21 protein-coding genes are annotated in these 21,906 nt (G+C 37.8%); 16 read left to right on the forward strand and 5 right to left on the reverse strand.

The window, feature by feature from the left end; translation table 11 throughout:
* Window positions 1-376: 376 nt before the first annotated feature.
* Both BLL40_RS04650 and BLL40_RS04655 read right to left on the reverse strand, forming a co-directional pair.
* Window positions 377-1,540 (reverse strand): tyrosine-type recombinase/integrase, encoded by a 1,164-nt coding sequence (locus BLL40_RS04650; RefSeq protein WP_073710750.1) that lies wholly within the window; start codon window positions 1,538-1,540, stop codon window positions 377-379.
* A gap of 35 nt (window positions 1,541-1,575) precedes the next feature.
* Window positions 1,576-2,001 carry a helix-turn-helix domain-containing protein gene (locus BLL40_RS04655; RefSeq protein WP_073710751.1) on the reverse strand — a complete coding sequence of 142 codons (426 nt, stop codon included), beginning with the start codon at window positions 1,999-2,001 and terminating at the stop codon, window positions 1,576-1,578.
* A 127-nt stretch (window positions 2,002-2,128) separates the two neighbouring features.
* Between BLL40_RS04655 and BLL40_RS04660 the strand changes: the two genes are divergently transcribed.
* The 11 genes from BLL40_RS04660 (at window position 2,129) to BLL40_RS04710 (ending at window position 10,122) form a co-directional block, all read left to right on the forward strand.
* Window positions 2,129-2,377 carry a helix-turn-helix domain-containing protein gene (locus BLL40_RS04660; RefSeq protein WP_073710752.1) on the forward strand — a complete coding sequence of 83 codons (249 nt, stop codon included), beginning with the start codon at window positions 2,129-2,131 and terminating at the stop codon, window positions 2,375-2,377.
* A 60-nt stretch (window positions 2,378-2,437) separates the two neighbouring features.
* The gene (locus BLL40_RS04665; protein ID WP_073710753.1) at window positions 2,438-2,767 is read left to right on the forward strand and encodes a hypothetical protein; all 330 of its coding nucleotides are present in this window, start codon (window positions 2,438-2,440) and stop codon (window positions 2,765-2,767) included.
* Window positions 2,768-2,814: 47 nt separating this feature from the next.
* Window positions 2,815-5,223: a DUF927 domain-containing protein gene (locus BLL40_RS04670; RefSeq protein WP_073710754.1), complete on the forward strand. Its 2,409-nt coding sequence runs from the start codon at window positions 2,815-2,817 to the stop codon at window positions 5,221-5,223.
* 308 nt (window positions 5,224-5,531) lie between these two features.
* Window positions 5,532-5,762 carry a hypothetical protein gene (locus tag BLL40_RS04675; RefSeq protein ID WP_073710755.1) on the forward strand — a complete coding sequence of 77 codons (231 nt, stop codon included), beginning with the start codon at window positions 5,532-5,534 and terminating at the stop codon, window positions 5,760-5,762.
* 21 nt (window positions 5,763-5,783) lie between these two features.
* On the forward strand, window positions 5,784-6,131 hold the full coding sequence (locus tag BLL40_RS04680) for a hypothetical protein (protein WP_143180083.1): 348 nt from the start codon (window positions 5,784-5,786) through the stop codon (window positions 6,129-6,131).
* A gap of 52 nt (window positions 6,132-6,183) precedes the next feature.
* On the forward strand, window positions 6,184-6,588 hold the full coding sequence (locus BLL40_RS04685; RefSeq protein WP_073710757.1) for a hypothetical protein: 405 nt from the start codon (window positions 6,184-6,186) through the stop codon (window positions 6,586-6,588).
* On the forward strand, window positions 6,581-6,940 hold the full coding sequence (locus BLL40_RS04690) for an ArpU family phage packaging/lysis transcriptional regulator (protein ID WP_073710758.1): 360 nt from the start codon (window positions 6,581-6,583) through the stop codon (window positions 6,938-6,940). The genes BLL40_RS04685 and BLL40_RS04690 overlap by 8 nt, the downstream gene beginning before the upstream one ends.
* A 182-nt stretch (window positions 6,941-7,122) precedes the next feature.
* Window positions 7,123-7,689, forward strand: a complete 567-nt coding sequence (locus BLL40_RS04695; protein WP_073710759.1) for a hypothetical protein — start codon at window positions 7,123-7,125, stop codon at window positions 7,687-7,689.
* A gap of 15 nt (window positions 7,690-7,704) precedes the next feature.
* Window positions 7,705-8,151 carry a hypothetical protein gene (locus tag BLL40_RS04700; protein WP_073710760.1) on the forward strand — a complete coding sequence of 149 codons (447 nt, stop codon included), beginning with the start codon at window positions 7,705-7,707 and terminating at the stop codon, window positions 8,149-8,151.
* 518 nt (window positions 8,152-8,669) lie between these two features.
* The gene (locus BLL40_RS04705; RefSeq protein ID WP_073710761.1) at window positions 8,670-8,864 is read left to right on the forward strand and encodes a hypothetical protein; all 195 of its coding nucleotides are present in this window, start codon (window positions 8,670-8,672) and stop codon (window positions 8,862-8,864) included.
* A gap of 574 nt (window positions 8,865-9,438) precedes the next feature.
* Complete coding sequence (locus BLL40_RS04710; RefSeq protein WP_073710762.1) at window positions 9,439-10,122, forward strand: NYN domain-containing protein; 684 nt, start codon at window positions 9,439-9,441, stop codon at window positions 10,120-10,122.
* Between the two features lie 306 nt (window positions 10,123-10,428).
* Here BLL40_RS04710 and BLL40_RS04715 read toward each other — a convergent pair whose 3' ends face one another.
* On the reverse strand, window positions 10,429-12,618 hold the full coding sequence (locus tag BLL40_RS04715) for an ATP-binding domain-containing protein (protein WP_073710763.1): 2,190 nt from the start codon (window positions 12,616-12,618) through the stop codon (window positions 10,429-10,431).
* Window positions 12,619-13,134: 516 nt separating this feature from the next.
* Here BLL40_RS04715 and BLL40_RS04720 point away from each other — a divergent pair.
* The 5 genes from BLL40_RS04720 to BLL40_RS17975 all read left to right on the forward strand — a co-directional run bounded on the left by BLL40_RS04720 (window position 13,135) and on the right by BLL40_RS17975 (window position 17,633).
* Window positions 13,135-14,310 carry an AAA family ATPase gene (locus BLL40_RS04720; RefSeq protein WP_073710764.1) on the forward strand — a complete coding sequence of 392 codons (1,176 nt, stop codon included), beginning with the start codon at window positions 13,135-13,137 and terminating at the stop codon, window positions 14,308-14,310.
* Window positions 14,303-16,576, forward strand: a complete 2,274-nt coding sequence (locus BLL40_RS04725) for a S8 family peptidase (RefSeq protein ID WP_083566290.1) — start codon at window positions 14,303-14,305, stop codon at window positions 16,574-16,576. The genes BLL40_RS04720 and BLL40_RS04725 overlap by 8 nt, the downstream gene beginning before the upstream one ends.
* A gap of 17 nt (window positions 16,577-16,593) precedes the next feature.
* Window positions 16,594-16,896, forward strand: a complete 303-nt coding sequence (locus BLL40_RS04730) for a hypothetical protein (protein WP_073710765.1) — start codon at window positions 16,594-16,596, stop codon at window positions 16,894-16,896.
* A gap of 209 nt (window positions 16,897-17,105) precedes the next feature.
* Complete coding sequence (locus BLL40_RS04735; protein WP_073710841.1) at window positions 17,106-17,483, forward strand: single-stranded DNA-binding protein; 378 nt, start codon at window positions 17,106-17,108, stop codon at window positions 17,481-17,483.
* A 27-nt stretch (window positions 17,484-17,510) separates the two neighbouring features.
* Entirely contained in the window at window positions 17,511-17,633 is a 123-nt protein-coding gene (locus tag BLL40_RS17975) for a hypothetical protein (RefSeq protein ID WP_281247236.1), read from the forward strand.
* 114 nt (window positions 17,634-17,747) lie between these two features.
* On the opposite strand, the gene BLL40_RS04740 is transcribed toward BLL40_RS17975, so the two are convergent.
* Complete coding sequence (locus BLL40_RS04740) at window positions 17,748-20,477, reverse strand: DEAD/DEAH box helicase (protein ID WP_073710766.1); 2,730 nt, start codon at window positions 20,475-20,477, stop codon at window positions 17,748-17,750.
* Window positions 20,470-21,771 (reverse strand): hypothetical protein, encoded by a 1,302-nt coding sequence (locus tag BLL40_RS04745; protein ID WP_073710767.1) that lies wholly within the window; start codon window positions 21,769-21,771, stop codon window positions 20,470-20,472. Before BLL40_RS04745 ends, BLL40_RS04740 begins: the two co-directional genes overlap by 8 nt.
* Window positions 21,772-21,906: the final 135 nt, after the last annotated feature.

Here is a 21,906-nt window from a genome sequence, read left to right on the forward strand (position 1 = left end):
CTTCTTGAAAGCGTTTTATATATTAAGTGTACCATAAAATTGTTGAATATCATTTTATTTACAAATAATAGGTGGTTATTCGACAGATTAAGACAAATATAGACATAATTATATTTATTTAGACAAACAAATATCCTGTCAGGCGGGGGAAAATCAATAAATGGTGATTTGATCTTTTGTCCTTCAATTTTTATGATGTAGTCAATAAGCAGAAAGGAGGAATTAATCTGATTAACCAAGTAGAAAAGATTATGTCGATAAAACCTTATAGTATAAGGGTTTTACTGCTCAACGCTTCATTATAGTATTAAAAAACTCATAAAAAAATCATAGGTAAATATTTACCAGTAGAAAAGCAAAGGCTGACAGCTTCATTTTACAGCAAACCGTTCATCAAATCACTGAATTGTTGTGCAGCCTTTTCTTCCATGTTGGCCGTCATATGAGCATAAATATTCATCGTGGTTTTAATATCTCCATGACCGAGCCGCTGCTGAATTTCTTTTATACCTACACCTGCTTCAATTAACAGTGAGGTATGTGTATGACGAAACGAATGTGGCGTGATTGACTTCTCAATACCAGCCGTTTTCAACAGTCGTTGTAGACGGCCATCTACAAAGTTTCTTGTCATGGGTAATCCATCATTCCGGGCGAAAACGAATTGATGATTTTGATAATACTGGCCATATTTTAAAATATGCTCGTTTTGTGCGGCTTTATGTTTCTTGAACAAGCTGATTAAGTGTTCATCCGTACGCAGTGTCCGGTGGGAGCTGCTCGTTTTTGGTGTCAACAGTTCAAACTTCTTTGCATTATTCTGTGGCGTATACAGTGTTTTGGAGATTCTAAGGGTAAGCTGCAAAAGATCGATATCGGCCCATTTTAGCGCCAATGCTTCTCCAATCCGCATACCTGTATACGCAAGTGTGGTAAAGATAAGTTCATCTTGAGGCAGTCCATGTTGTTTTGTTACACGCAAAAAATGTGCAAGTTCTTCTTTCTCCAGAAACTTAATGTCCTCATCATTCTGCTCCAGATCTTCCACGCTTACTTTCTTTTTGGGTAGCTTAAAGTTTTCCGTCGGGTCCGTCTTGATCAGTTCAAGATCTATTGCCCGTTTAAATAGCATTTTGCCACTGGTATGTATCGCCTGTAAGTAGTTTTTGCTATATTCGCTGCTTAATTCATATAGCCGCTCCTGGTACATCTTCTTTGTAATCTTTCTTAGGGGTACTTTGCTCCACGGTTCAGTTAGCTGTTTTAAATTAACTTTACGGGTACGGGCGCTGCTGCTTTTTGCATTTTGACTATACCAGGTTAAAAAGTCTTCCACATATGTTGCTACTTTGATTTTAGTTTCTGTCTGATAGTCACCGTCTTCAAATTGTTTTTCTAAGAGAGCAGCTGCGCGGATCGCATCCTTCTCTGTTTTAAATGTCGATTTTGTCTTTTGCCGCTGCTTCTTCGTCACTGGATCTATTCCCAGGCTGACGTTATAACCCCACTTACCAGTCTTTGTTTGGTATATGTAGGCCATTAAGGATCAATCCTCTCCAGATTCTTTTTTCAGTTTTATTTTTGAGGGAATGTTCTTTCTAAAATATTTATTAAGAACTCCTTATCAGCTTCTGAAAGGTGGGTTTCTTTATAATACACTTCGGCATACATAGTTAATATTGAGTACATATCAAATATTTTCTTTCCTTCAGATGTAGTAGCTCCTGTCGATTCTGTTGCTGTTCCTCCAAAAGTTTCTATTAAAGAATATTCTTTATAATCTGTATGACCAGCTAAGTCCATAAGTTGGATAAACGGTACATCTAAACCTATAGATAATTTTCTTATCATATCGGGTTTTGGCGCATTGCGTTTTCCATTTTCTAATTGAGATAAGTAAGAATGCGATAAATTGCCTCGTTCTGCTACCTCTTTTAAGGAAAGTTTTTTCTTTGTACGTATTTCTTTTATTTCTTTTCCGAATGTAGTAATTTTAATCACCTCGTTTTGTTTGTTGTTTTAATTATATGTAGTGTGTTTTACAAATGCAAACTTTTTTTGATTTTATGTTGCAAATGATAACCCTTTGTTTTATAATGAAGTTAAGTTAACAAAAGGCGGTGAGAAAATGATTGTTATTACCATTAAAGACTTTGGTTCTACAAGAATTGAAATTGCTCGTAAAGGTAAAAGTTTGAGGGGTTTTTCAAAAGAAATTGGAATTTCTCAATCTTATTTATCTCAGGTATTAAACGGTAAGAGAAACCCATCTGCTTCAGTAGCTTATAAAATAGCGAAGGGCTTAATGCTTGAAGTTGAAGATATTTTTTTTGTCAATAATGTTGCAAATGATAACCCTCATGAAACAAATGTATAAAGTTTAGCAACAATGTCATTGGTCATTAGAGTTTGAATCCTAGTTAAGGAGGCACAAAACATGATCGAAATAAAAATTGATGAAGATGAGCTCCGCTCAATTTATTTAGTGGAAGTACAAAGGAGATTAGACAAAATTGAGTCGGAAAGCCTGCTTATGACAGGTGCAGAGCTTAAAAAGTATTTAAACCTTTCGTGGCCCACAATCAGCGAGCTTTTCTTGTGGCGGGATGACTTTAAGCGGATCAAGGTGGGTAGTAAATATCTCTTCTTTAAACCAGACGTTGATGTGTTTATTGAGAAATGGGTCCGAGAAATAGAAGTAGCTGGAGGAGACGCGAAGAGTTTAAATCGAGTGAGGAAGGCGAAGCAACAGAGAGAAATTGTCTAATGCTCAGCACTTCTACGAAGTAATGAAGAAGGAGGTGAAGACATTCGATGATTGAAGCTGCTAATTTAACTGAAGAAATTATTGCTGTAGCCAAAAGGCTTTTACCTGGAACAAAAATAATTAAGCTCAAAGGTTATAGTGCAAGAAACTCAGAATACAGCAAAGCAAAGCATCCAATAGGTAAGTGGAAAGATGCAAATGATCTTACTTCTGATCAGGTAGAAATTTTCCTAAATAAGAAGCATTGGATTGGGGCAACAATACCCGCTGGCCGGATTGTTATAGATGTAGATGAAGAAGAAAAGGGATTATTGCTAAAAGAACTTCTTGAAGGAGAAGGTATCCATCATCACGCTATAAAAACACCTAATGGATACCAGTTTATTTTTGCTAAATCATCTGAGCCTAAAATCAAACAGGTTTCTAAACACTTTACTGCAATCGGAATAAAAGTTGACACTAAACCTCCTGAATCTGGTTATATCGTTTGGCCAACAAAAAATACTGAAGGTCGGTTTATACTGACTCAAAGTATTGATAGGTTGGACGAGCTGCCAAATTATCTTCATCCAGTTTGGAATGGAGAGAAAACAAAGGATTATGACTTTCCGATCCCTTTTACTGATCAGGGAGCCCGCAATACATCTTTATATGAATTTGCTCGAAGGCTTAGATCGTGTGATACACCTATAGATATTATTGAAGCTGGGGTACACCTGATTTATGAGCACTTTATATACGATAAAACGGACTTTCCGGTTAGTGATTTAAAACCATTGCTAAATTCTGTTCTAAAGCTGGAAGTCAGCAAAAGTGATAGAAAAAGTACTTCTATGCCAGGCATTCAAGTTATCCCTATTCCATATAAGGTGATTAACAATGCCTTATATAAAACAGAATCAAAGGCAATAAGAGGGGGAGGCGTTGAGACTAGAGACGTTATGGTGGCCCGGCAAGTACCCATCATCAAAAGGGAGTTACACAACGTAGAACGTCCTCAGGTCTATTATGAGTTGACTTGGAATGATAGAGGTAGTCAAGTGAACGAATTAGTACCAGCAGGCACACTCGCAACCAAAAAGGATTTAATACAGCTGGCTGATAAGGGTTTTGCTTGTAACGATAATAATGCCAAACAGCTAATTGATTATTTTGATAAAATGCTGGCTTTTAATGAAATAGATCGAGGCTATATGGTGGATCGGATAGGACACATCAAAAAAGATTTAGCTCATCCTCTACTCGCTAAAAATTATGACATACTCCCAGGCGATCAGGGGGAACAACAGCTAGTCGAAGCATTTCAAATCTCAGGAACAGTTGAGGAATGGGTTAAGAATGTATTTGACAGAATCAAAAGCCATCCCAATGCTTTATTCTTTGTTCTTGCTTCATTTGCTAGCATTCTGCTTCATGACTTGAAAATAGATCCATTTATTGTGGATCTAACAAGCAGCACATCTAAGGGGAAAACAACTGCCCTAAAAATTGCAGCTAGCGTATGGGGAACAAGCGAATTAGTTAATGAATTTAATGCTACCAAAGTCAGCATTGAACGGAAATCTGCATTTTTAAATAGTTTTCCTTTGCTAATGGATGATAGTAGGAAAGCCGATGAAAAACTGCTTCAGTCCTTTGTTTATACATTTAGTGGAGGAAAATCAAAAGGTAGAGGCACACTTAGTGGTTCGCAACGTGAGCAGACATGGAGAAATATTATGCTCACAACTGGAGAGGTCTCTTTGAATGAATATGCTGCGAAAGCTGGGGGAGCTGCCGCCCGGATAATCAGCTTGTCAGATAGCCCATTCAAGAATGTTGATCATACTTTTTTTGCCCAAATTTATGAATCATTAGAGCAGAATCATGGAGCAGTTGGTCTTGAATTTTTGAAACAATACCAGAAGCATAAGGATGAATATATACCTCAATTTTATAGAACGAAAGATCATTATATAAGCAAATCTCAAGGGAATGAAGTCTTAACAAGGTTATCTCTATACTATGCGACTGTTCATTTTGCTGGCCGACTATTGAAAGAATTCTTAGGAATTGAGATGGACTTAAAAGCATTGGATACTCTTTTTGACATAATTGCCCAGGATAATAAAGCGATAGACAAGCCTAAAGAATTGTTGGAAGAGCTACTAATACAATTGGATAGTTCCCGTCGAGATATTTATTATGATTATCCGCCTAACAATATTAAGGCTTTATATAGAAATGACACACTTTGCCTTACTCCAGCTTTCCTTAAAGAGTTTCTTGGTCCAGAAGAAAAGATGATTAGAAGAGAATGGATGGAAAGAGGATTTACGGTAACGAGTTTCAGAAACGATCGGAAAGTTGATTATCAATTGGTAAAACATCAAGGAAGCTCCTTTAGGATTGTCCAGATCAACAGAGAAATCTTAGATGAAATCGGATTAGACTTTAAAGAGGTTAAGACGAAGTAACCACAAGTAACCAAAATATTTAACAAGTGGTTACCGTAAAAACGTTGATGTATCAACCTTATACCTAATAAGTAACATGAGTAACCAAAGTAACCTAAAAAAATATATAGTCATATGTATTTTTACTTAAAAAACAATTACTAAGGATAGAAAGCTATATAAGTGCATTCATAAAAAATTTGGTTACTTGGTTACTTTTCAAATATATGGACCACGAATGTTGATTTAACAACGTTTATGACTGGTTACCTTTTTGGAAACTCGGGTTACCACTGGTTACAGTAGGTTACCACATGGAGGCTTAGATAATGAGAAGAAAAAAGTACGATGCTCCAGTACTATTGGGAATTGAGCGAGGAACAAAAGGATATATGGCTGTTTGGTGCCCTTATTGTGTGGACTTCCATTTGCACGGCCAAGAAGAAGGTCATGTTGTAGCACATTGTATAGATCCTGAAAGTCCTTTTAATTCGACGGGCTATTATATCAAGAAAATTAAATATGCTGGTAAAAGGGTCATTCTGGAAAATGGAAAGTAAAAGACTTAAATGGAGGAATTGATGATGAAAACTGAACTGAAAGAAATTTCTTATGAGCTCGATGACAAGGTGAATAGTGTCAGCCTCAGTGTACGAACCCTTAATGATATTCAGATTCTTTTGGGACAATTAAAAGTAAGTATGGAAGAAGCAGATCATTCAAACGATCGGCAATTCTACTTCGAATCCCATTTTAGGAAAGTGAGGGTTCTATCCGAACTAACTTTTTATACGATGGGAAAGCTGGGTAAGGATCTTGCCTATTTGGAGGAGTTAAAAGATAAGCTCTTTGAAATGGTTAATAGTTCTGAAGAAAATAAAAAAGCTTCCACGGAATGTGAAAGCAAAAGCGAAATAAAAGAAAGATAGAAAGCCTTGTCTATCCTTGAGCTATAAGTATTTTAGCACAAGGTGGGATTCCATGGAACATAAACTTTCCTGTGTTGCGGATATGAGGGAGATTCGGAAGATCCTTATAAATGAGTTCGAAAGATACCGATTCTACAGGTACACTTTAATGCCCAGGTGGGAGGGAAATGAAGAAATACCCGATCCAACATATTCGCCTGATCAGCAGGAGGCCATTAATAATTACTGCGCAAAGATAGAATCTGCAGTCTCAATGCTTCCGTGTAGAGAAAGAGACTTGATACAAGAGAGGTATCTCAGTGTGGAAAGTGAATATCTGACTGATATTGAAATGTACCAACAGCGTATGAAACCGACTATATCAGCTGCAGCATATAGAAGTTGTAAAAACAAAGCAATGCAGAAATTAGCTTTCTATTTAGGAATGCTGATCAGAATGGATTCAGTGGATGACTGATATTAATGATCACGAATTGAAGAAGGTTGTCGCTGAAGAATTAAAACTCTATAAAGCTCTAAGAGTATCGGTGAAAAACAATAATGAACTCAAAGATTGTGAAGTAGGCAAAGTATTTCCTACTGTAATCAACAGGGAGAGAGAAAAGGAACTTAAGTATAAGCAAGTAAAGCGAGTCCTTACAGAAGTATTAAATGATACACAGCGTCTGATTCTTGAAAAAAAGTACCTAGGTAATGCTGCAGTCAATGATTTAACAATTTATATGGATATGGGATTAACGAAGGATCAATTTTATATTCAAAAAAAGCAAGCCATTCGTTTGTTCGCGACAGCTTTAGGAATTATTTAAATCCCTTTGAAGGGAGTGATTTATATGGAGTAATATAAGCCCCCCGGTACGAGGGTTCAGTTTTTATTTTGATCAGGGGCACCGGGCAGGGGGCCTAACTCTCCAAATTTTTTTACCTTCTCACGCGTGAGGGGGAGGGGGGTCCCTAATAACAAACAATACAAAAATGGAGGTATTAACCTATGGGAAAAATAAATTTAATTGAACCAAATAGTTATTTTGTAGAATCAAAAAAAGCTATTCATATTGCTTTAGATAAAGAAAAATCATTGCTTGCTGAGATGCCAAAGCAAAACAAGCTTGATCTATTAAGAAAAAGAAAGAAAGATACTAACTCCGTTGAAGAGTACGAGAAAATCGAGGAATTAGAAAAGCAACTAGAGAAGGAAATTAAGTTCAGAAAACCAATCCCTCTCGTACCAGCTGAATATAAAGAAACAATCCAGAGGAATGTGGAGATTGAAGCAGCTGAGCTTAACAAGCAGTTAACTGAATTGAGAAAGGAATTAAAAAAACAACTACCTTACTTACAAGATGTTTTGTTACCATTACTGGTTAATGTTCATGAACTGAAAAAAATGAGAAATATTCCAAATAACATTAACGCTATTTTAGATTTTGAATTTCTAGAAGAAGGAAATTTCGTTAGCGCAAACTATCTTGTTCGAAAAATTAATAATAACGAAAAAAATAAACTAGTAGAAGATTTAAAAGAGATCATTAGCGCGATTGAATCAGCGTCTGTTTAAGAGGAGGTATAAATAATGTTTGAATTTGAAAGACAAATAATGAAAGCTGAAAATAAATACCCGATGGTGGAATATGCATACAAAGTTATACCAATTTCTGAATTTGGAAAATTCTCTTTTGCTAAATATCTTAACGCTCCCCACAGGATGATACCAAAATCGGAGGTTAATAGCTTTATAGAGAAAAATTTGAATGTAAATCGTGAGCCGTTTATTGGGCAAGTGAAAATTCATGAGGATATAAAGGAAAGTGCAGTAAAAACAGAAGTTGAAAGGATTGTACTTCAAAAATTGGCTATGCACAATGTTCCAGGTGTTAATTACAGTGATTCTTATGGAACGTTCAAACGAGTTAATTTTGATGCTTTAGAGTTCGGACAAGATTTCGTTATTGAAATTGGAGAAAAGATCGTTTTCGAACAACCTAAAAAACTAACATTCGATGACATAAAGGCTTTGTAGATGTAGGAATGAAAAGCTTACAAATGCCGAATGATAGATGATTGGAGAAGCGGATTATTTCGCTTCTTTTTTTGTGTTTTAGAATACTTCTCCCGCAGAGAGTAGTCTGCATGAAGGAAAAAGGACAGGATCAGCGAAGATAGTATTATTGCATAGAAGGATTTTAACGTATATCTGGGCCTCGCTATAAATAAAGATGTCTATTATGAGAAAAAGAAAAGCTCCTTATTGAAAATCGCTTCTTCATTGGGCATTATCTGAGTAATATACAATCAGAGGAAGCAGGATTGCTTGTATGTTTCTAGAATAAAGGTAATGTGGGCATAACATTACACATAGCTTAGAATGGATTCACATGTCGATAATGATTAACATGAAAAGGTCAGGTTTATCATGATAGAAGTTAAACCTCCACAAATCAGTGATGAGGCGCTCAAAAGCATGGCGGAGTTTTTATGAAAACATCTGTACCTCGAATATTAGCTGAAATGAAAAAGAAAGAAGAGAGTGAATAAAACGTGAATGAAAAATTGTTTTACGATTCGAAAGATGTCAAACAGATGCTGGATTGTGGCAGTATTCGAACGGCTCAACTACGGATAAAAGCCATGAACGATGAATTGAAAAGTAAGGGATATTGGGTTGAACGTGGCAAGGTACCAGTTGCATTTTTCCACGAGAAATACCCTTATGTATCTCTTAATAAGCATTGATGCGTACCGTGCGGTTTTAGAAAATGCAAAATTGTGTTCTCAGGATATCTTTGTCGTAAGTACATATTAAAATTCAAAAACATTCTCTTTTGGAGAGTGTTTTTGAATTTTTACCTTTATTTAATAAAGTAATTTCCTTCCATAAAGAAGAGGATTACACAAATAAAAAATTATTATAATAGGGCGGCAATGAAATAAGCAAAAAAAAACGCCCCGAACTCATTGATTCTCGTTTTCCAAAACACAAAATCGGTGGTAAGAGGTATTTCCCAGCTAAAGCGGCAGAAGATTTTTTGCTTCAATGGTTGTCTGAACAGTAGGGAAGGAAGCAGGCGTGAAACAAGGAGAGGCTTGATCGTTATTCAAGTGCCAAAAAAATGTGAATAGTTGATGATAAATATGGAAAAAGTAATAAATCATAAAGTATTAATATTTACCTTTTTTATTGACATCATTAATCAACTTGAGTAATATACTGTATATAGAACACGGTACGTGTTCATACTAAAAACAATACCGATACCCTACCCGAAAATTAATACTTATGGGTGGGGTTTTTTATTGAGGTGGAGAGATGAAAAGGGTTGCAATTATAGTTGATGGCCAGTTTTTGTTGCATCGAATTAAAGATGCAACAGGTGAAAGAAGATATCCTGATCCAGAAAAAGTTTATACTTACATGAATAGTCTAATAGAAAAGAATGAAGAAGTCTACCGCATATTCTTTTATCAAGGCGAGCCAAGCAAGCAAAGAACCCAAAAGCCGTTCAGCAAAGAATGGATAGAGTTTAAAGATTCGGATACATCCACTTACAATCTCAATTTATTTTCAACTTTGTCAAAACAAGATTTAATGGCCATTCGTTTAGGTGATACCCAATTCAGAGGATGGAAACTAAAGTCAGATGTTCAAAAGAGATTAATGGATGACAGTTTTGAGGAAGAATTCAAAGATCATCACTTCACTTTGGATTTTCAGCAAAAAGGTGTGGATATTAAAATAGGTTTAGACGTAGCCTGGCTAGCAAGTAAGAAGCTAGTGGATCGAATTATAATGGTTACCGGTGATGCTGACTTTGTACCAGCAATGAAGTTTGCCCGAAGAGAAGGTCTTCAAGTTGTACTACAAAAAATAGGCCCACGCAATATCAACGACACTTTAGAAATTCACAGTGACTATGTTAGATGTCATTCTAATAAACAGGTGAATGAACTTATACAAGAAAAAGCAGAAGATGACTGTGTTCAACAGGAGTAAAACGGAAATTTCATAAGATTGACCTTAAAAGTTTTAGGGAAAGCAGCTCTTTAACTGAGCTTTTTTAATTTATATCAACAAGGCAACAAAACGCCCCGTACTCGATATGAGCCGGGGCCTCAGTTATTTCTTTATCCACTCAGTAATAGTATATAAAGCAGTAGGATTTTCCTTTTTACTCGTAATGATATAATTTATTAGCTGTCCTCGATCAATCAACTTTACATTAATTTTTTTCGCAAGTTTAAAACTGTCCATTTTATAAGGTACGGTTCAACCTTAAAGGAATAGTTAATTGATTTTGAATTACCTTAATTCAACAGGAATTTGCTCGTCAATATCATTAATATTTTGAATGGGTGCCCGTTTAAAGGTAAAAGTAAATGTATCACCGCTATTTATAACATCGTTCATTTCTTGATACATTCCATATTCACCGATTCCAGAAAGTGAAGCCCACCCTCTTGCTCTTGTTAATCCAACAAATAGCTGATTTCTCAGGGCTGTTTCACTCTCATTACAAGCAACCTGATCAAAACCAACAACATAAACCATATTGGCTTCATTGCCTTTAGCTCTATGAATACGGGAAATTGTAACTGCGCCATCTTCCCAAAACTTGTCCGGATTTGTATTTGGATATCTCGGGTCAGTAACATTTTTTTCTAAAGCGCTTGGTATATAAATATCAATGTTTTCATTCATAAGAAAGAGTGCTGTCTCCCTTTCTAAATTTCTTGCATCTCCGCCTAAAACAATTATCATAATATCTCGTGATAGTTCTAATTGATCTTTTTGAATGTTTTCTTTTATACTAATTGCTAATGCTTTGAGCTCTTCTTCTCTTGAATTATACGTATTAAACTGTAAAACAGGCGAATTCCACAGAGAAGGTACGAGATTCGGGGAGTTTTTAGGAGGGCGATGAAGAGTAATTTCTTCTCCCGTTCTAAAGTTACCTTTAATAACCTCATATCCAATAGCTGCCCAGTCTTCTTTATTAGTAATGCCTCTAAGCATTCCCTCTGATCGGAGCAATCCCATTCCGATTGCATGTGCTGCTGTAAGAATTGGTCCTGGCGTTCTATAACATCTATGCATTATCTCACTTTTCCTAATGCCTCCTGGATGAATGCCAGTGACCATTTGGCTATAGGATTCTTCTGATCCGAAAAGCTCTCTTGCTTTAGGAATGATCAAATTCTCCAAACTTTGACTTTCATCATATGCCCAAATAAGGCGTTTTTGGAAAGGATCCTCTGCGCTAACAGGTCGCAAAGCTTGAAATGCTAGCCAATAAAAAGGTTGTTTCCCTTGGAATTTTAAGTGATCCTCTACAACTAAGTCTTGCCCCTCGTCTATCAGGACTGCATCGAATAGAGGTTCAATTTCATTTTCCGATAATAAACGAGTACAAACTTCGGCTAGAGCATTAGTAGGGTTTTTATTTATTGTATCCCCGGGAGTTAGTCTCCTTACACCATGAGCATCACAAATTCTTCCGTAAAAACCCTCTCTGTCCCTAGCTCCCCATGCCGGCAATACACGTAGTTTTCTTTTAACCTCTTCATCATAGCGAACTTCCCCATTTGTAAAATGTTTAAGCCACTTGTCTATTTGATTTACTATCTCGTTATATAAACTTCTTGAAAAAAAGACCAAAGCAATATCCCAATCAGGATGTTTAAGGTGCATATGGGCAGCCCTTTGGCAAAGTAAAACTGTTTTTCCAGACCCTGCAATACCTCGAATTCTTTGTGGTCCTGGAGGTATAACCTTTCCAATTTGTTCTTGTTGTAGATCGAGCTCATATAAGCGATCAGCTAACATTGAAATAATTGCAGCGCGGCTGTCTAAGTTTGGTTTTACTGCAACTTGTTCTTTTCTTAGAATTGGATTTCCTCCAAGAATCGACAACAAAACTTCCCAACGATCAGAATTAATTTCGATGCCTTCTATGACAGTTTTTGTTGTTTGGATTTTTTTCAATAATCCACTTTTGCCCATTTGATCTTTGAAAATAATTGGTGGGCAGGATGGCATCTTGTCAAAACCTCTTTCAATCCATTCGCTTTCAGTTATTTCGGGCAAAGCTATTAATACTGTGCCACTAATTTTTCTTCTTGTTTCTGGCTCTCTATCAAAATAGCTCAGCAGTGAAAAAAGTTGATTTTCTGCCTGTTCATAGGGATTTCCGGAATCTGTATAAAAGTTTTTATACTCCCACCGATGACCATTAACAGCTGCAATTTGATTAATGTTAATGGCCTTCACTTCAATTACAATTAGTCCTTGTTCTTGGTCAGCAATTAGTATATCTGGTTCTTTTCGGTTTTGTCCGACTTTAGAAAAGATAGGAAAGCGCCAATAACCAATACAGGTTCTAGAACTAAAAGCACTTTTAACTGCATCCCAAACTTTTTGTTCCCCTTTTTCTCCAGCTATTCCGAAGGGCTCCGTTGCAATAAACTTCCGATCTTTTTCTCCTATCGCCATATGCACAACTCTCTTCTTAAATAATAATTTTGACACTATTTCTCTTCATGTTAATTAATTCGTTAAATAAGGACTATATTCCTGTGCTAATAGTTTTAAATTTATTGCTGCATATCTTCGAAAAATGCTTGTAGGATACTAAACGAATATTTCTCTAAAGTGAATGTAGGTAGGAAATGGACCTTGCCAGCTAGAGCGACGAAAGAGTTTTTATGTCTGTGGCTGTCTGAACAATAGGGGTGAAAGGGAGCGGCTCTTTGTTGTTTCCTTTTTTGTTTTCATTGCTAAAAAGGAAACGAAGTAAGCGACAAAACGCCCCGTACTCGTTATGAGCCGGGGCGTTTTTGGTGCAATCAAAAAATAGAAGGTCATTACTTAATTCATAAGATTGGAAACTAAGTGTTTATATTTGTGACGGATATTTCCGGAATAAAAGGGAATATATTAATGATAAAACCCTATATTATATGGTATTATATAATTAAGTGACGGTTAATAACGAAAAGGGGGATTTTTATGCGATTGGAGCTGGTAATTGATTTAATAAAAGCTTATTCGAATAAAGATGATAAATTATTTAAAGACAAAGTTAGCCAAATTGCCGAAGAGGAAAAAGCAAAAGGTAATAAAAATAGTGCAACAAAACTTTTAGCAGCTTTTCAAAAAAATGATTTTAAAATTGATGAAGGCGGTTCAAAAAAAGTGTTTTTTCCTTCTTCTGGAGCACAAGTAGCGTCAAATAAGCAGCCTCAAATTATTGCTCCTAGAGACAAATCAAATAACTTAGAACTATTCGAAGTTATATATCCATCTCAAATAGATAATTCGTCGATTTTTTTAGCTCCAAAAATTGAGAATAAAATTGAAGCAGTAATAAATGAATATAAGAATAAAGACTTTTTAGTAAGTAATGGTTTACCTGTTGAAAACAGATTATTACTTTGTGGCCCTCCGGGATGTGGAAAAACTTCAACTGCATATATGATTGCGAAAAAGATGGATTTACCTCTGATTTATGTCAGGTTAGATTCCCTAGTATCATCTTTTCTAGGTCAAACAGGTACTAATATTAGAAAGATATTTGAAGCAGTAAACGGGAGAAATGTTATTTTATTGCTGGACGAATTTGACAGTATAGCCAAAATGAGAGATGATAAAAATGAACTAGGAGAATTGAAGAGGGTAGTTAATACTTTACTTCAGAACTTGGACTTATTGACTAGTGATGTTTTTGTTATTGCTGCTACGAATCATGAGAATTTACTTGATAAAGCGGTTTGGAGAAGGTTTAACTCAGTTATGTATCTAGACCTGCCTAATAAAGCATTAAGAGCTGATTATATTAAACATTTAATGAGTTTTCATGGTATAGGTGATAGTAAGGTCAATTATGATAAGCTCTCTGATTTTACTTCTGGTCTTAACTTTTCTGAAATTCGCGAGATATCATTAAAAGCAATTAAAAATATTGTCTTAAATGAAGGTTCCAAAGATTTATCGATAAAAGATTATGTGGAAGCATTAATTGATGTAGTGTTTCTTTATAACACAGATAAAGAAGTGTTAGATATAAGCAAGTTAAGGAAACTTCGAGAGAACGGAGTAACCTTACAAGTGCTTGCCGAATTATTAGATATTCCTCGTACTACTTTATCGGATAGATTGAAAAAGGAGGAAATAAGACATGGATGATAAAGAAGAAAAGAAAGGACAAGAAGATAAGTATAAAAAAAGAAGAGAAGATCCTAAATCGCATTTTTGGATACCTGATTCTGAAGTTGAAGAATTAGATCACAAGCCAAGATTCATTCCAACTCAACTTAATATTGATCATGTGAATCACGGTGGCACCTTATTTCAAGGAATTCAAGAAATTGAAGCTAAACATAATGCAAAAAAGACTCCGATTTCAGAAGAATTAGTGATTTTCAAAGTGACTTTGGAAGAGGATGAGCAGGCAGATGCTAGAGGAGATTATAAAAAAATCTTCGAAAATAATAATTTGAAAATTAATGCGATTAAAAAGTCAAATGAGGCTATTGTTTCTTCTACCCCGGCTGATTTTAAAGAGTTTACTGATAAGCTCAATTCATATATTGATGAAAAAGGTCGATCACAGGACTTTTTCCAATATATTAAATCGATATCGAAGCTGGATGTTGCGGACGTTCAAACTAAAAGGCTTATTGAAAAAAAAGTTCATGATCAGATGTTAGATATGCAGGTTACACTATTACCAAAATTAGAAAAAGACGTTTACGAGAAAATGATTAGTTATCTTTTAACAGAAGTGAAGAAAGTAAACGGAGAACTAGGGGAAGATGGACTTTATTACTTAAGTGATAATACCCCTGTTTTAAGGATTTTATTACCTTCAAGCGGTGTCGATATTTTTACTGATCAAGAGATAATACTAAAGGCAGAGCCCTCACCTTTTTTCGATGTTAGTGAGAAGCGAAACGGGCATCCGATTGATATATCAACTTTACCTTTGGAAGTTGAATCTGATTTAGGAGAGCTTCCAATTGTCTGTATACTGGATAATGGGATAAGATTTCCAGAAAATATTGAAAATTGTATTGCAGATCGATGGGTAGCAGATGGCATTACAGATTTTACTGCAGAACATGGAACAAAAGTTGCTAGTAGAGCAGTATTTGGAGATAATCTTGATGAGCAAGTAAAAAGTATGAAGTTAAATCCAAGAGTCCGAGTGATTGATGCTGTTATACATGACGGGATATCTCCTCTATATGAGGGTACGCTAGTTAAAAGGATACAAGAAGCTGTTAAGAACATTAAGGTTGCTACTACTACTTTTTGTTTGTCTTTTAATGATGAAAATCCAATCGAAGATTATACTGTTGGTAATTTGGCATACGAAATTGATTGTTTGAGCCGGGAAGGGATCAATTTCGCTTTACCAACTGGAAATCATAAGCTTTGGAAAGTGTATGATAATCTAGAGCATATTGCTGATGATTCTTCTTCAAGATTAGCTGCCCCGGCCGAATCTTTTTTTGGTGTGACAGTTGGCTCGATAACAAGAGATGAACATAAGAGAAGCATGTCGAGAAAAAGAGAACTATCTCCTTTTAGCAGAATTGGATTTGGATTTTCAGGATCCAATAAGCCAGATTTAGTTTATCCTGGTGGGAATATCTATCGTGACGAGGAAAAAGCATTTATAGCAGCAAATTCTGCAGCGTATGTAATTAATAATGAAGGCTTCTTGATTCAAGATTTTGGTACAAGCTATTCTGCACCTCTTGCAGCAGCTGATATTGCATTGTTAACTCAGGTAGTACCAAACCAAGATCCACTTATTGCAAGGGGGCTTCTAATGCATCACGCGCAGGAAAGTGAGCACTTGATTGAGAATCCAGAGATATTTGAACGAATGTATGGATGCGGTATAGGCAATTACGAAAATGCCAAAGATTCATACAAAGATAGGGCTACATTTATACGTAAAGGTAGTATGTCCCGGTTAGTAAAACAAAGAGTGAGGTTTTGGATGCCTTCTACTTTATCTGAACATTCAAAAAAGGGAGCGCCAGTGTCTAAAGTAACTGTAACCTGCTTAAGCTTATCTCCAGTTGATAAGGGAATGGGATCAGAATATCTAAGAGGTTATATAGATGCCTCATTCCACATGATTAATTCAAGCGGGACAGCAAAAACTCAGAATCCTAAAGGAAAAAAAGGAAGAAAACCTTGGAGTCATGTCCATCACTTTTCGCAAGTTTTTACTGTTTTTAATCCAGGTGATTGGCAGATTTGGTTGCAATTATATACTAAACCGGAAATTGTTGAAGATATTGATTATGTCCTCATAGTAACTATAGAAAATCTAACTCAGAATGATGTAGATGTACATGGTGCAATTGAAAACGAGGCTGAAAGTAGATTCCAGACATTAACTGAGGTTCAAGTTGGTTATGAGGATATTGGATAAATAAAGGAGGAATTCAAATGAATAACCAAGAAAAAGAAGTAGTTTTAATGTTACCCGTAATTGAAGAAGAACCAGAAAAAAAAGAAAGAGAGTTTTTCCCGTCGTCTGGTTCTACAGCTTTTAGAGGGACTTCATTGCCGGTATCAATGGAACAAGTGCAAGAGCTTGTAAAAGGGTTTACGGATTTCAGTTTAGATTCCATTGAACTACATGTAAAGGGAGTTGCTCAAACTGACGGTCTTGTTAAATTGTTTGTAGGACTATCAGGAGAAGCCGGGGTCAAGCTTGTATTGAAAAAAAATGAGGCTACAGCAGAATAATAGAGAAAGTCCAGCTCAAGGAATTAGAATAAATAATTTGGCAGAAGAAGAAGCAAAACATAGGAAGAAAGAAGAGTAGAAACTCATACTTTTTCTCATAGTGTTTTTACCTTTCATTCCTTTTTGTTATCCTTACATATTCAAAAAAGCCGTAAAACAAAGGGTTCTTTCCCTGCATTTGCGGCTGTTTTTTATGTCGTTTGATTAATCTGATTAACCAAGTGACACTTGTAGGCAGGCTAACGAAAAAACCAGAATTAAAGTATACCAGTGATGGGCGACCGCTCGTGCAAACAACGATCGCCGTCAGCCGGCCGTACCGGAATGCGCAAGGGGAAACAGATACAGATTTTATTTACTGCACGATTTGGAACCGTATTGCTGAAAACACAGCAAAATATTGTGAGAAAGGTTCGCTTATTGCAGTGCTCGGGACGATTCAGACGAGAAACTACAAAGACAACAGCGATAAAATCGTATATGTGACAGAAGTACTCGTTCATACGATTCGTTTTCTTAGTAAAAAGCAGTCGGAAGTGAAAGAGCCTGATACATCAGACATGATCCAGACTGTTCCGCTCATTTAAAAGCGAAAAGGAGTTGTTTGTCAAAGGATGGATCGGATCGAACGTGTCATGGAAGATATGATTTTTCAACTTGGAAAAACGTTAACGGTTATTCGTCAGTTGGAAGAACGGATTGAAAAGTTAGAAAAGCAACGTTTACAGTCACAATAACTGGTGCGGTGACCGGTTATTAGAAAAGAGTCGTTAGCCCCCTTTTATCCGCGAAATGGTGCCAGCCGCCGCTCCGTCTGCCGCCCCTCTGGCAGTCAGACGGAGCTATTTTCATCAATCGAGTTTAAATAGCTCGCTGAGTGCATGATTATCAAGATTTGCAATGAACGTACCGCTTTGAATAATTTCGCTGCTTGCCGCCTGTTTTGATTCAATCATCGCATCAATTTTCTCTTCAATTGTTCCCGTTGTAATAAATTTATGGACGTGAACGAATCGGCTTTGTCCAATCCGGTAAGCCCGGTCCGTCGCCTGATTTTCCACCGCTGGATTCCACCAGCGATCGTAATGAATGACATGATTGGCTGCGGTCAAATTAAGGCCTGTACCGCCTGCTTTTAAAGACAAAAGGAAAAACGGAAACGCTCCATCTTGAAAATGCTCCACAAGTTTATCGCGCTCTTGTTTCGGTGTTGCCCCATTTAAAAATGGCACATCGATCCCAAACGTATCTGCAATTTCACGTTGAATCATTTTACCCATACCAATATATTGTGTGAAAATTAAACAGGCTTCCCCATTTTCGTAAATATTCACAGCAAGCTCCATTAATTTATCCATTTTGGACGAACGTCCGCGTACATCGTCAGGCATCTCTTCTTTTAAATAGAGAGCAGGATGACTGCAGAGCTGTTTTAGTTCATTTAAAAGGCGGAGAATGAGACCACGCCGTTGAAATGTAGATAGCTGTCCGATTTGTTCCATCGTATCGCGTACCGTTTGTTCATAAAGGGCTGCCTGTTCTTTCGATAGCGGACAATATTCTTTCTGCTCCACTTTGTCAGGAAGACCTAGTGCCGCTTCGGGATCGGTTTTCGTCCGACGCAATAAAAACGGCCGTATTTTCGATTGCAAAGCTACTATACGATCAACATCCTGTTCTTTTTCAATCGGTATCATATAGTTTTTTTGAAACTGTGTAAGCGTACCGAGCCAACCGCGATTCGTAAAATCAAAAATTGTCCACAGTTCGGACAATCGATTTTCCATTGGCGTTCCAGTTAGAGCAATAAAATGACGGCTGTTTAACTTTCGTACTGCACGCGACTGCTTCGTTCCAGCATTTTTAATGTTTTGTGCTTCATCAAGTGCCGCTGTGCTCCATTCCACTTTTTCAAGCGTTTCAAAATCAGAATGAACGAGCCCGTATGTCGTCAGCACTACGTCGGCTTTTGCGATTTCTTTTAAAAGCGCTTCGCCGCGCGGACGGTCTTTTCCATAATAAAGCATGACAGATAGATCTGGTGCAAAAGATGCTAGTTCACGCTGCCAGTTGCCGAGCACTGATGTCGGACAAATAATCAACGCTGGCATTTCGGGGCGTTCTTTTTTCTCCACGTGCAGTAAATAGGCGATTAATTGCACCGTTTTACCGAGTCCCATATCATCAGCCAGGCAAGCACCAAATCCGAATTCGCGCAAAAACAACAGCCAGCTCATGCCGATTTGCTGATACGGACGAAGCTCTCCGTGCAACGCTGAAGGTGCAGGCTGGAGCGGAATGTCTGTAGCGCTTTTCAGTCTTTCGATCATTGCCTGTAAAGAGCGATTTAAGCGAATATGAACACGGGCTGCATCTTCTGTATCCGAAAATTCCTGATTCAACACATCGACAATAGTAACACCTTCTTGCTTTGCTTTATCCATTAACGTTTTAATTTTGCTGATTACAGCAGGATCAAGGTGCACCCAACGGCCGTTTGCTTTAATAAGCCGGTGTTCGCCGCCTACGAGTTGCATAAACTCTTCTTCGCTCATTTCCGCGCCGCCAAGTGCTACTTTAAAATCAAACTCTAAAATGGCATTCATACCCACGAATGATTGTTTAGTCGACTCGCGTACATCAGCGGCTAAGGAGACAGTTGCTGAACGAACAGACTCCCACCACGGCGGAAGTAGTACCGGGATGCCAAGAGCCGTTAACTTTTCACCGCTTCCGGTTAAAAATGTAATAGCTTCGGCTTCAGACAGTGATTTCTTTAACGAACCATTTTCGTTCAGTTCGGGAAATAGTTGAAGCCATCGCTGCAGTTCATTATGTGCTTCCAATTCAAATGGCTCAGCCGATTTTGGAAGCTTTTTATTAAATAAGTATACCTTTTCAGATGGCTTATTCCGGATTAAAACTGCTTCGAGCCGCCACAATTCATCATCTGCGTGCGGTTCAGATAAACGAAGGCCCGGTTCATATGCGGCAAGATCACTGCCCGCAAGATACGAGCGGAGCCGTTCTGGATCAAAATAACGATTGAGTTCATCTGCTGTCAACCTGTCGCCGAGTGAGTCTGCAAGCACGGTCATGCCGGGATGGGCTTGCGCCGCAATAAGTGGGAAGACACGATTAATAAATGCGAATCGGCTTTCATTAAAAATGGGTTCTTCCCAGAAAGAATTTGCAAACTCATCGTGCACATCATCCGGCACAGGCCAATGAATTCCGTTTTCCTTAAATTCTGGCATTGCCTCAAACACCGCTTCGTACAAAACAGGCGCACACGCTAAACTAAAATGACCGGCTTCGTCCCATTCAAAACGGGCAAACCGGTTAAAATGTTCCGCTTTAAACAAAGAAACCCACTCAAATGGCGTTAATCGAACAGATTTACTGCCTTTGATCTGGCCGTATGTGAGTTTCGTCCCATAAAAGCTTTCGCGGTGGCTGGCAAACAGCAAACGTGTCCATAACTCAGGGGGGAGCGGTTCACCACTGTCATCCATCGCTAGTATGTGGAAATTCTCATTCTCGTAGTGTGTTGCTAAATGAATCGTATCTAGTTTAATCATGTAACAGTCCGCCTTTTTTACATTCTTCTTGAAAGGCACGCAGCCGCTTCGTGTCATTTGCTAGCCAGTCAAACCAATGATCAAATTCGTCAGAGCGCTTTAATTTTTTGTATATGGTCCGCATTCGTTTACTGAATCTTACAGCTTGCCGATACGCGTTTCGATTCCGGACTGCAATAAGCGCGGCGATGCCATGATGGAGAAGCGGTAATGTCTCTTCCGGCGCTTCTATGATCGCCGTTTTCAATCCTGCTCGGTCAAGATCAGGAAGCTCCGCATCAACAAGCAGCTGCAAGTCGATCCATTCGGCATAATCGCCCCGATCAATTAAAAAGTAGCTGAGTGAGGCGTAGCTGAATGGCAATAAAGCGGTATATAGATCTTTCATAAGCGAAGGAACGCGGACAGACAGGTCATCTTCATCGATTAAACGAATGAACTGGCGAACGAATAAACGACGGCTGTACTCATCTTGAATCATTAAAATACCGTCGCTTGCGAGAGCCGATGCTGCTTTTAATAAAGGAATAAATCGATCTGACCGTTTTGCATCTTGAAGCCAGTGAGTAAAATATAAGAAGAGTTCAGCCGGTCCAGCGGCAGCAACATCTACAAATTTATTCATCTCACCGAGCAAATACAGTTGATGCATGTGGGCAGCTGTCTGAATCATTTTGCTGCCGGGAGCAGGAACAGTTCGTTCTAATTCTTCGCGTCGCCAGTCCATTTTTGTGAATAGCGAGCCCCAGAGGAGGCGGTACAGGTCAAGCCGCGCAGCGGGAAAACGCTCGTAAGGAAAGGACAACAGTCTTCCGGTATCCATTCGGATTAGGTTAATATATGGCTCGAAAGCGAATGGCATCGCGCCGCCAGTCAGTTTCACTGCATCAAACGTTTCATCAGCCAAATAAAACAGGATATCATATCCGGCGCGTTCTGCTATGTCATCGTTTAGTTCAGCTTCATCCAAACGTTCAGCTAGGCTAGAAAATGAATAAAAAGCCGCAAACATACGAAATAAAACCGCCCATTCTCGGTCAGCGGGTGCTTTTTTCAACAATGTCTTGTACACATCTTTAGCAGTGTATTCAGTACTGTACGGCCGTTCTTCAATATCTTCAATCGTGAGCCGGTTATAAATGGCCGAGGTAATCGTTTCTTTCCATTGCTCTGGTGAAGGCCCTATCTCTTGCATAGGGCGCAAGTCAGATGCCCGCATAACACCTGGAATGGAAAAAAGGTCCGCTCGATTAAAAGAAGCTCGATCTGGAAAAAGCGTTTTCGCCTTCGTCAAAGTAGATGGCACCCTTTCAATTCTGTAAGATTTCTTCATTATAGCATGAAACAGACCTGAACACACAACGAAAAAAGAACTAATGTTCCTTTGTTTCGCCAAGGTGACATGTGTTACAAAGTTATTACATTTTTA

The organism is Domibacillus mangrovi, assembly GCF_001906925.1.
GTDB classification, from domain to species: domain Bacteria; phylum Bacillota; class Bacilli; order Bacillales; family Domibacillaceae; genus Domibacillus; species Domibacillus mangrovi.

Bases quoted from the DNA above. Each gene is read 5' to 3' on its own strand.
- BLL40_RS04725 (WP_083566290.1), top strand. From the start codon at position 14,303: ATGGATGATAAAGAAGAAAAGAAAGGACAAGAAGATAAGTATAAAAAA.
- BLL40_RS04675 (WP_073710755.1), top strand. From the start codon at position 5,532: ATGAGAAGAAAAAAGTACGATGCTCCAGTACTATTGGGAATTGAGCGA.
- BLL40_RS04695 (WP_073710759.1), top strand. From the start codon at position 7,123: ATGGGAAAAATAAATTTAATTGAACCAAATAGTTATTTTGTAGAATCA.
- BLL40_RS04680 (WP_143180083.1), top strand. From the start codon at position 5,784: ATGATGAAAACTGAACTGAAAGAAATTTCTTATGAGCTCGATGACAAG.
- BLL40_RS04690 (WP_073710758.1), top strand. From the start codon at position 6,581: ATGACTGATATTAATGATCACGAATTGAAGAAGGTTGTCGCTGAAGAA.
- BLL40_RS04650 (WP_073710750.1), bottom strand. From the start codon at position 1,540: ATGGCCTACATATACCAAACAAAGACTGGTAAGTGGGGTTATAACGTC.
- BLL40_RS04715 (WP_073710763.1), bottom strand. From the start codon at position 12,618: ATGGCGATAGGAGAAAAAGATCGGAAGTTTATTGCAACGGAGCCCTTC.
- BLL40_RS04710 (WP_073710762.1), top strand. From the start codon at position 9,439: ATGAAAAGGGTTGCAATTATAGTTGATGGCCAGTTTTTGTTGCATCGA.
- BLL40_RS04720 (WP_073710764.1), top strand. From the start codon at position 13,135: ATGCGATTGGAGCTGGTAATTGATTTAATAAAAGCTTATTCGAATAAA.
- BLL40_RS04685 (WP_073710757.1), top strand. From the start codon at position 6,184: ATGGAACATAAACTTTCCTGTGTTGCGGATATGAGGGAGATTCGGAAG.
- BLL40_RS17975 (WP_281247236.1), top strand. From the start codon at position 17,511: ATGGATCGGATCGAACGTGTCATGGAAGATATGATTTTTCAACTTGGA.
- BLL40_RS04670 (WP_073710754.1), top strand. From the start codon at position 2,815: ATGATTGAAGCTGCTAATTTAACTGAAGAAATTATTGCTGTAGCCAAA.
- BLL40_RS04660 (WP_073710752.1), top strand. From the start codon at position 2,129: ATGATTGTTATTACCATTAAAGACTTTGGTTCTACAAGAATTGAAATT.
- BLL40_RS04665 (WP_073710753.1), top strand. From the start codon at position 2,438: ATGATCGAAATAAAAATTGATGAAGATGAGCTCCGCTCAATTTATTTA.
- BLL40_RS04730 (WP_073710765.1), top strand. From the start codon at position 16,594: ATGAATAACCAAGAAAAAGAAGTAGTTTTAATGTTACCCGTAATTGAA.
- BLL40_RS04740 (WP_073710766.1), bottom strand. From the start codon at position 20,477: ATGATTAAACTAGATACGATTCATTTAGCAACACACTACGAGAATGAG.
- BLL40_RS04700 (WP_073710760.1), top strand. From the start codon at position 7,705: ATGTTTGAATTTGAAAGACAAATAATGAAAGCTGAAAATAAATACCCG.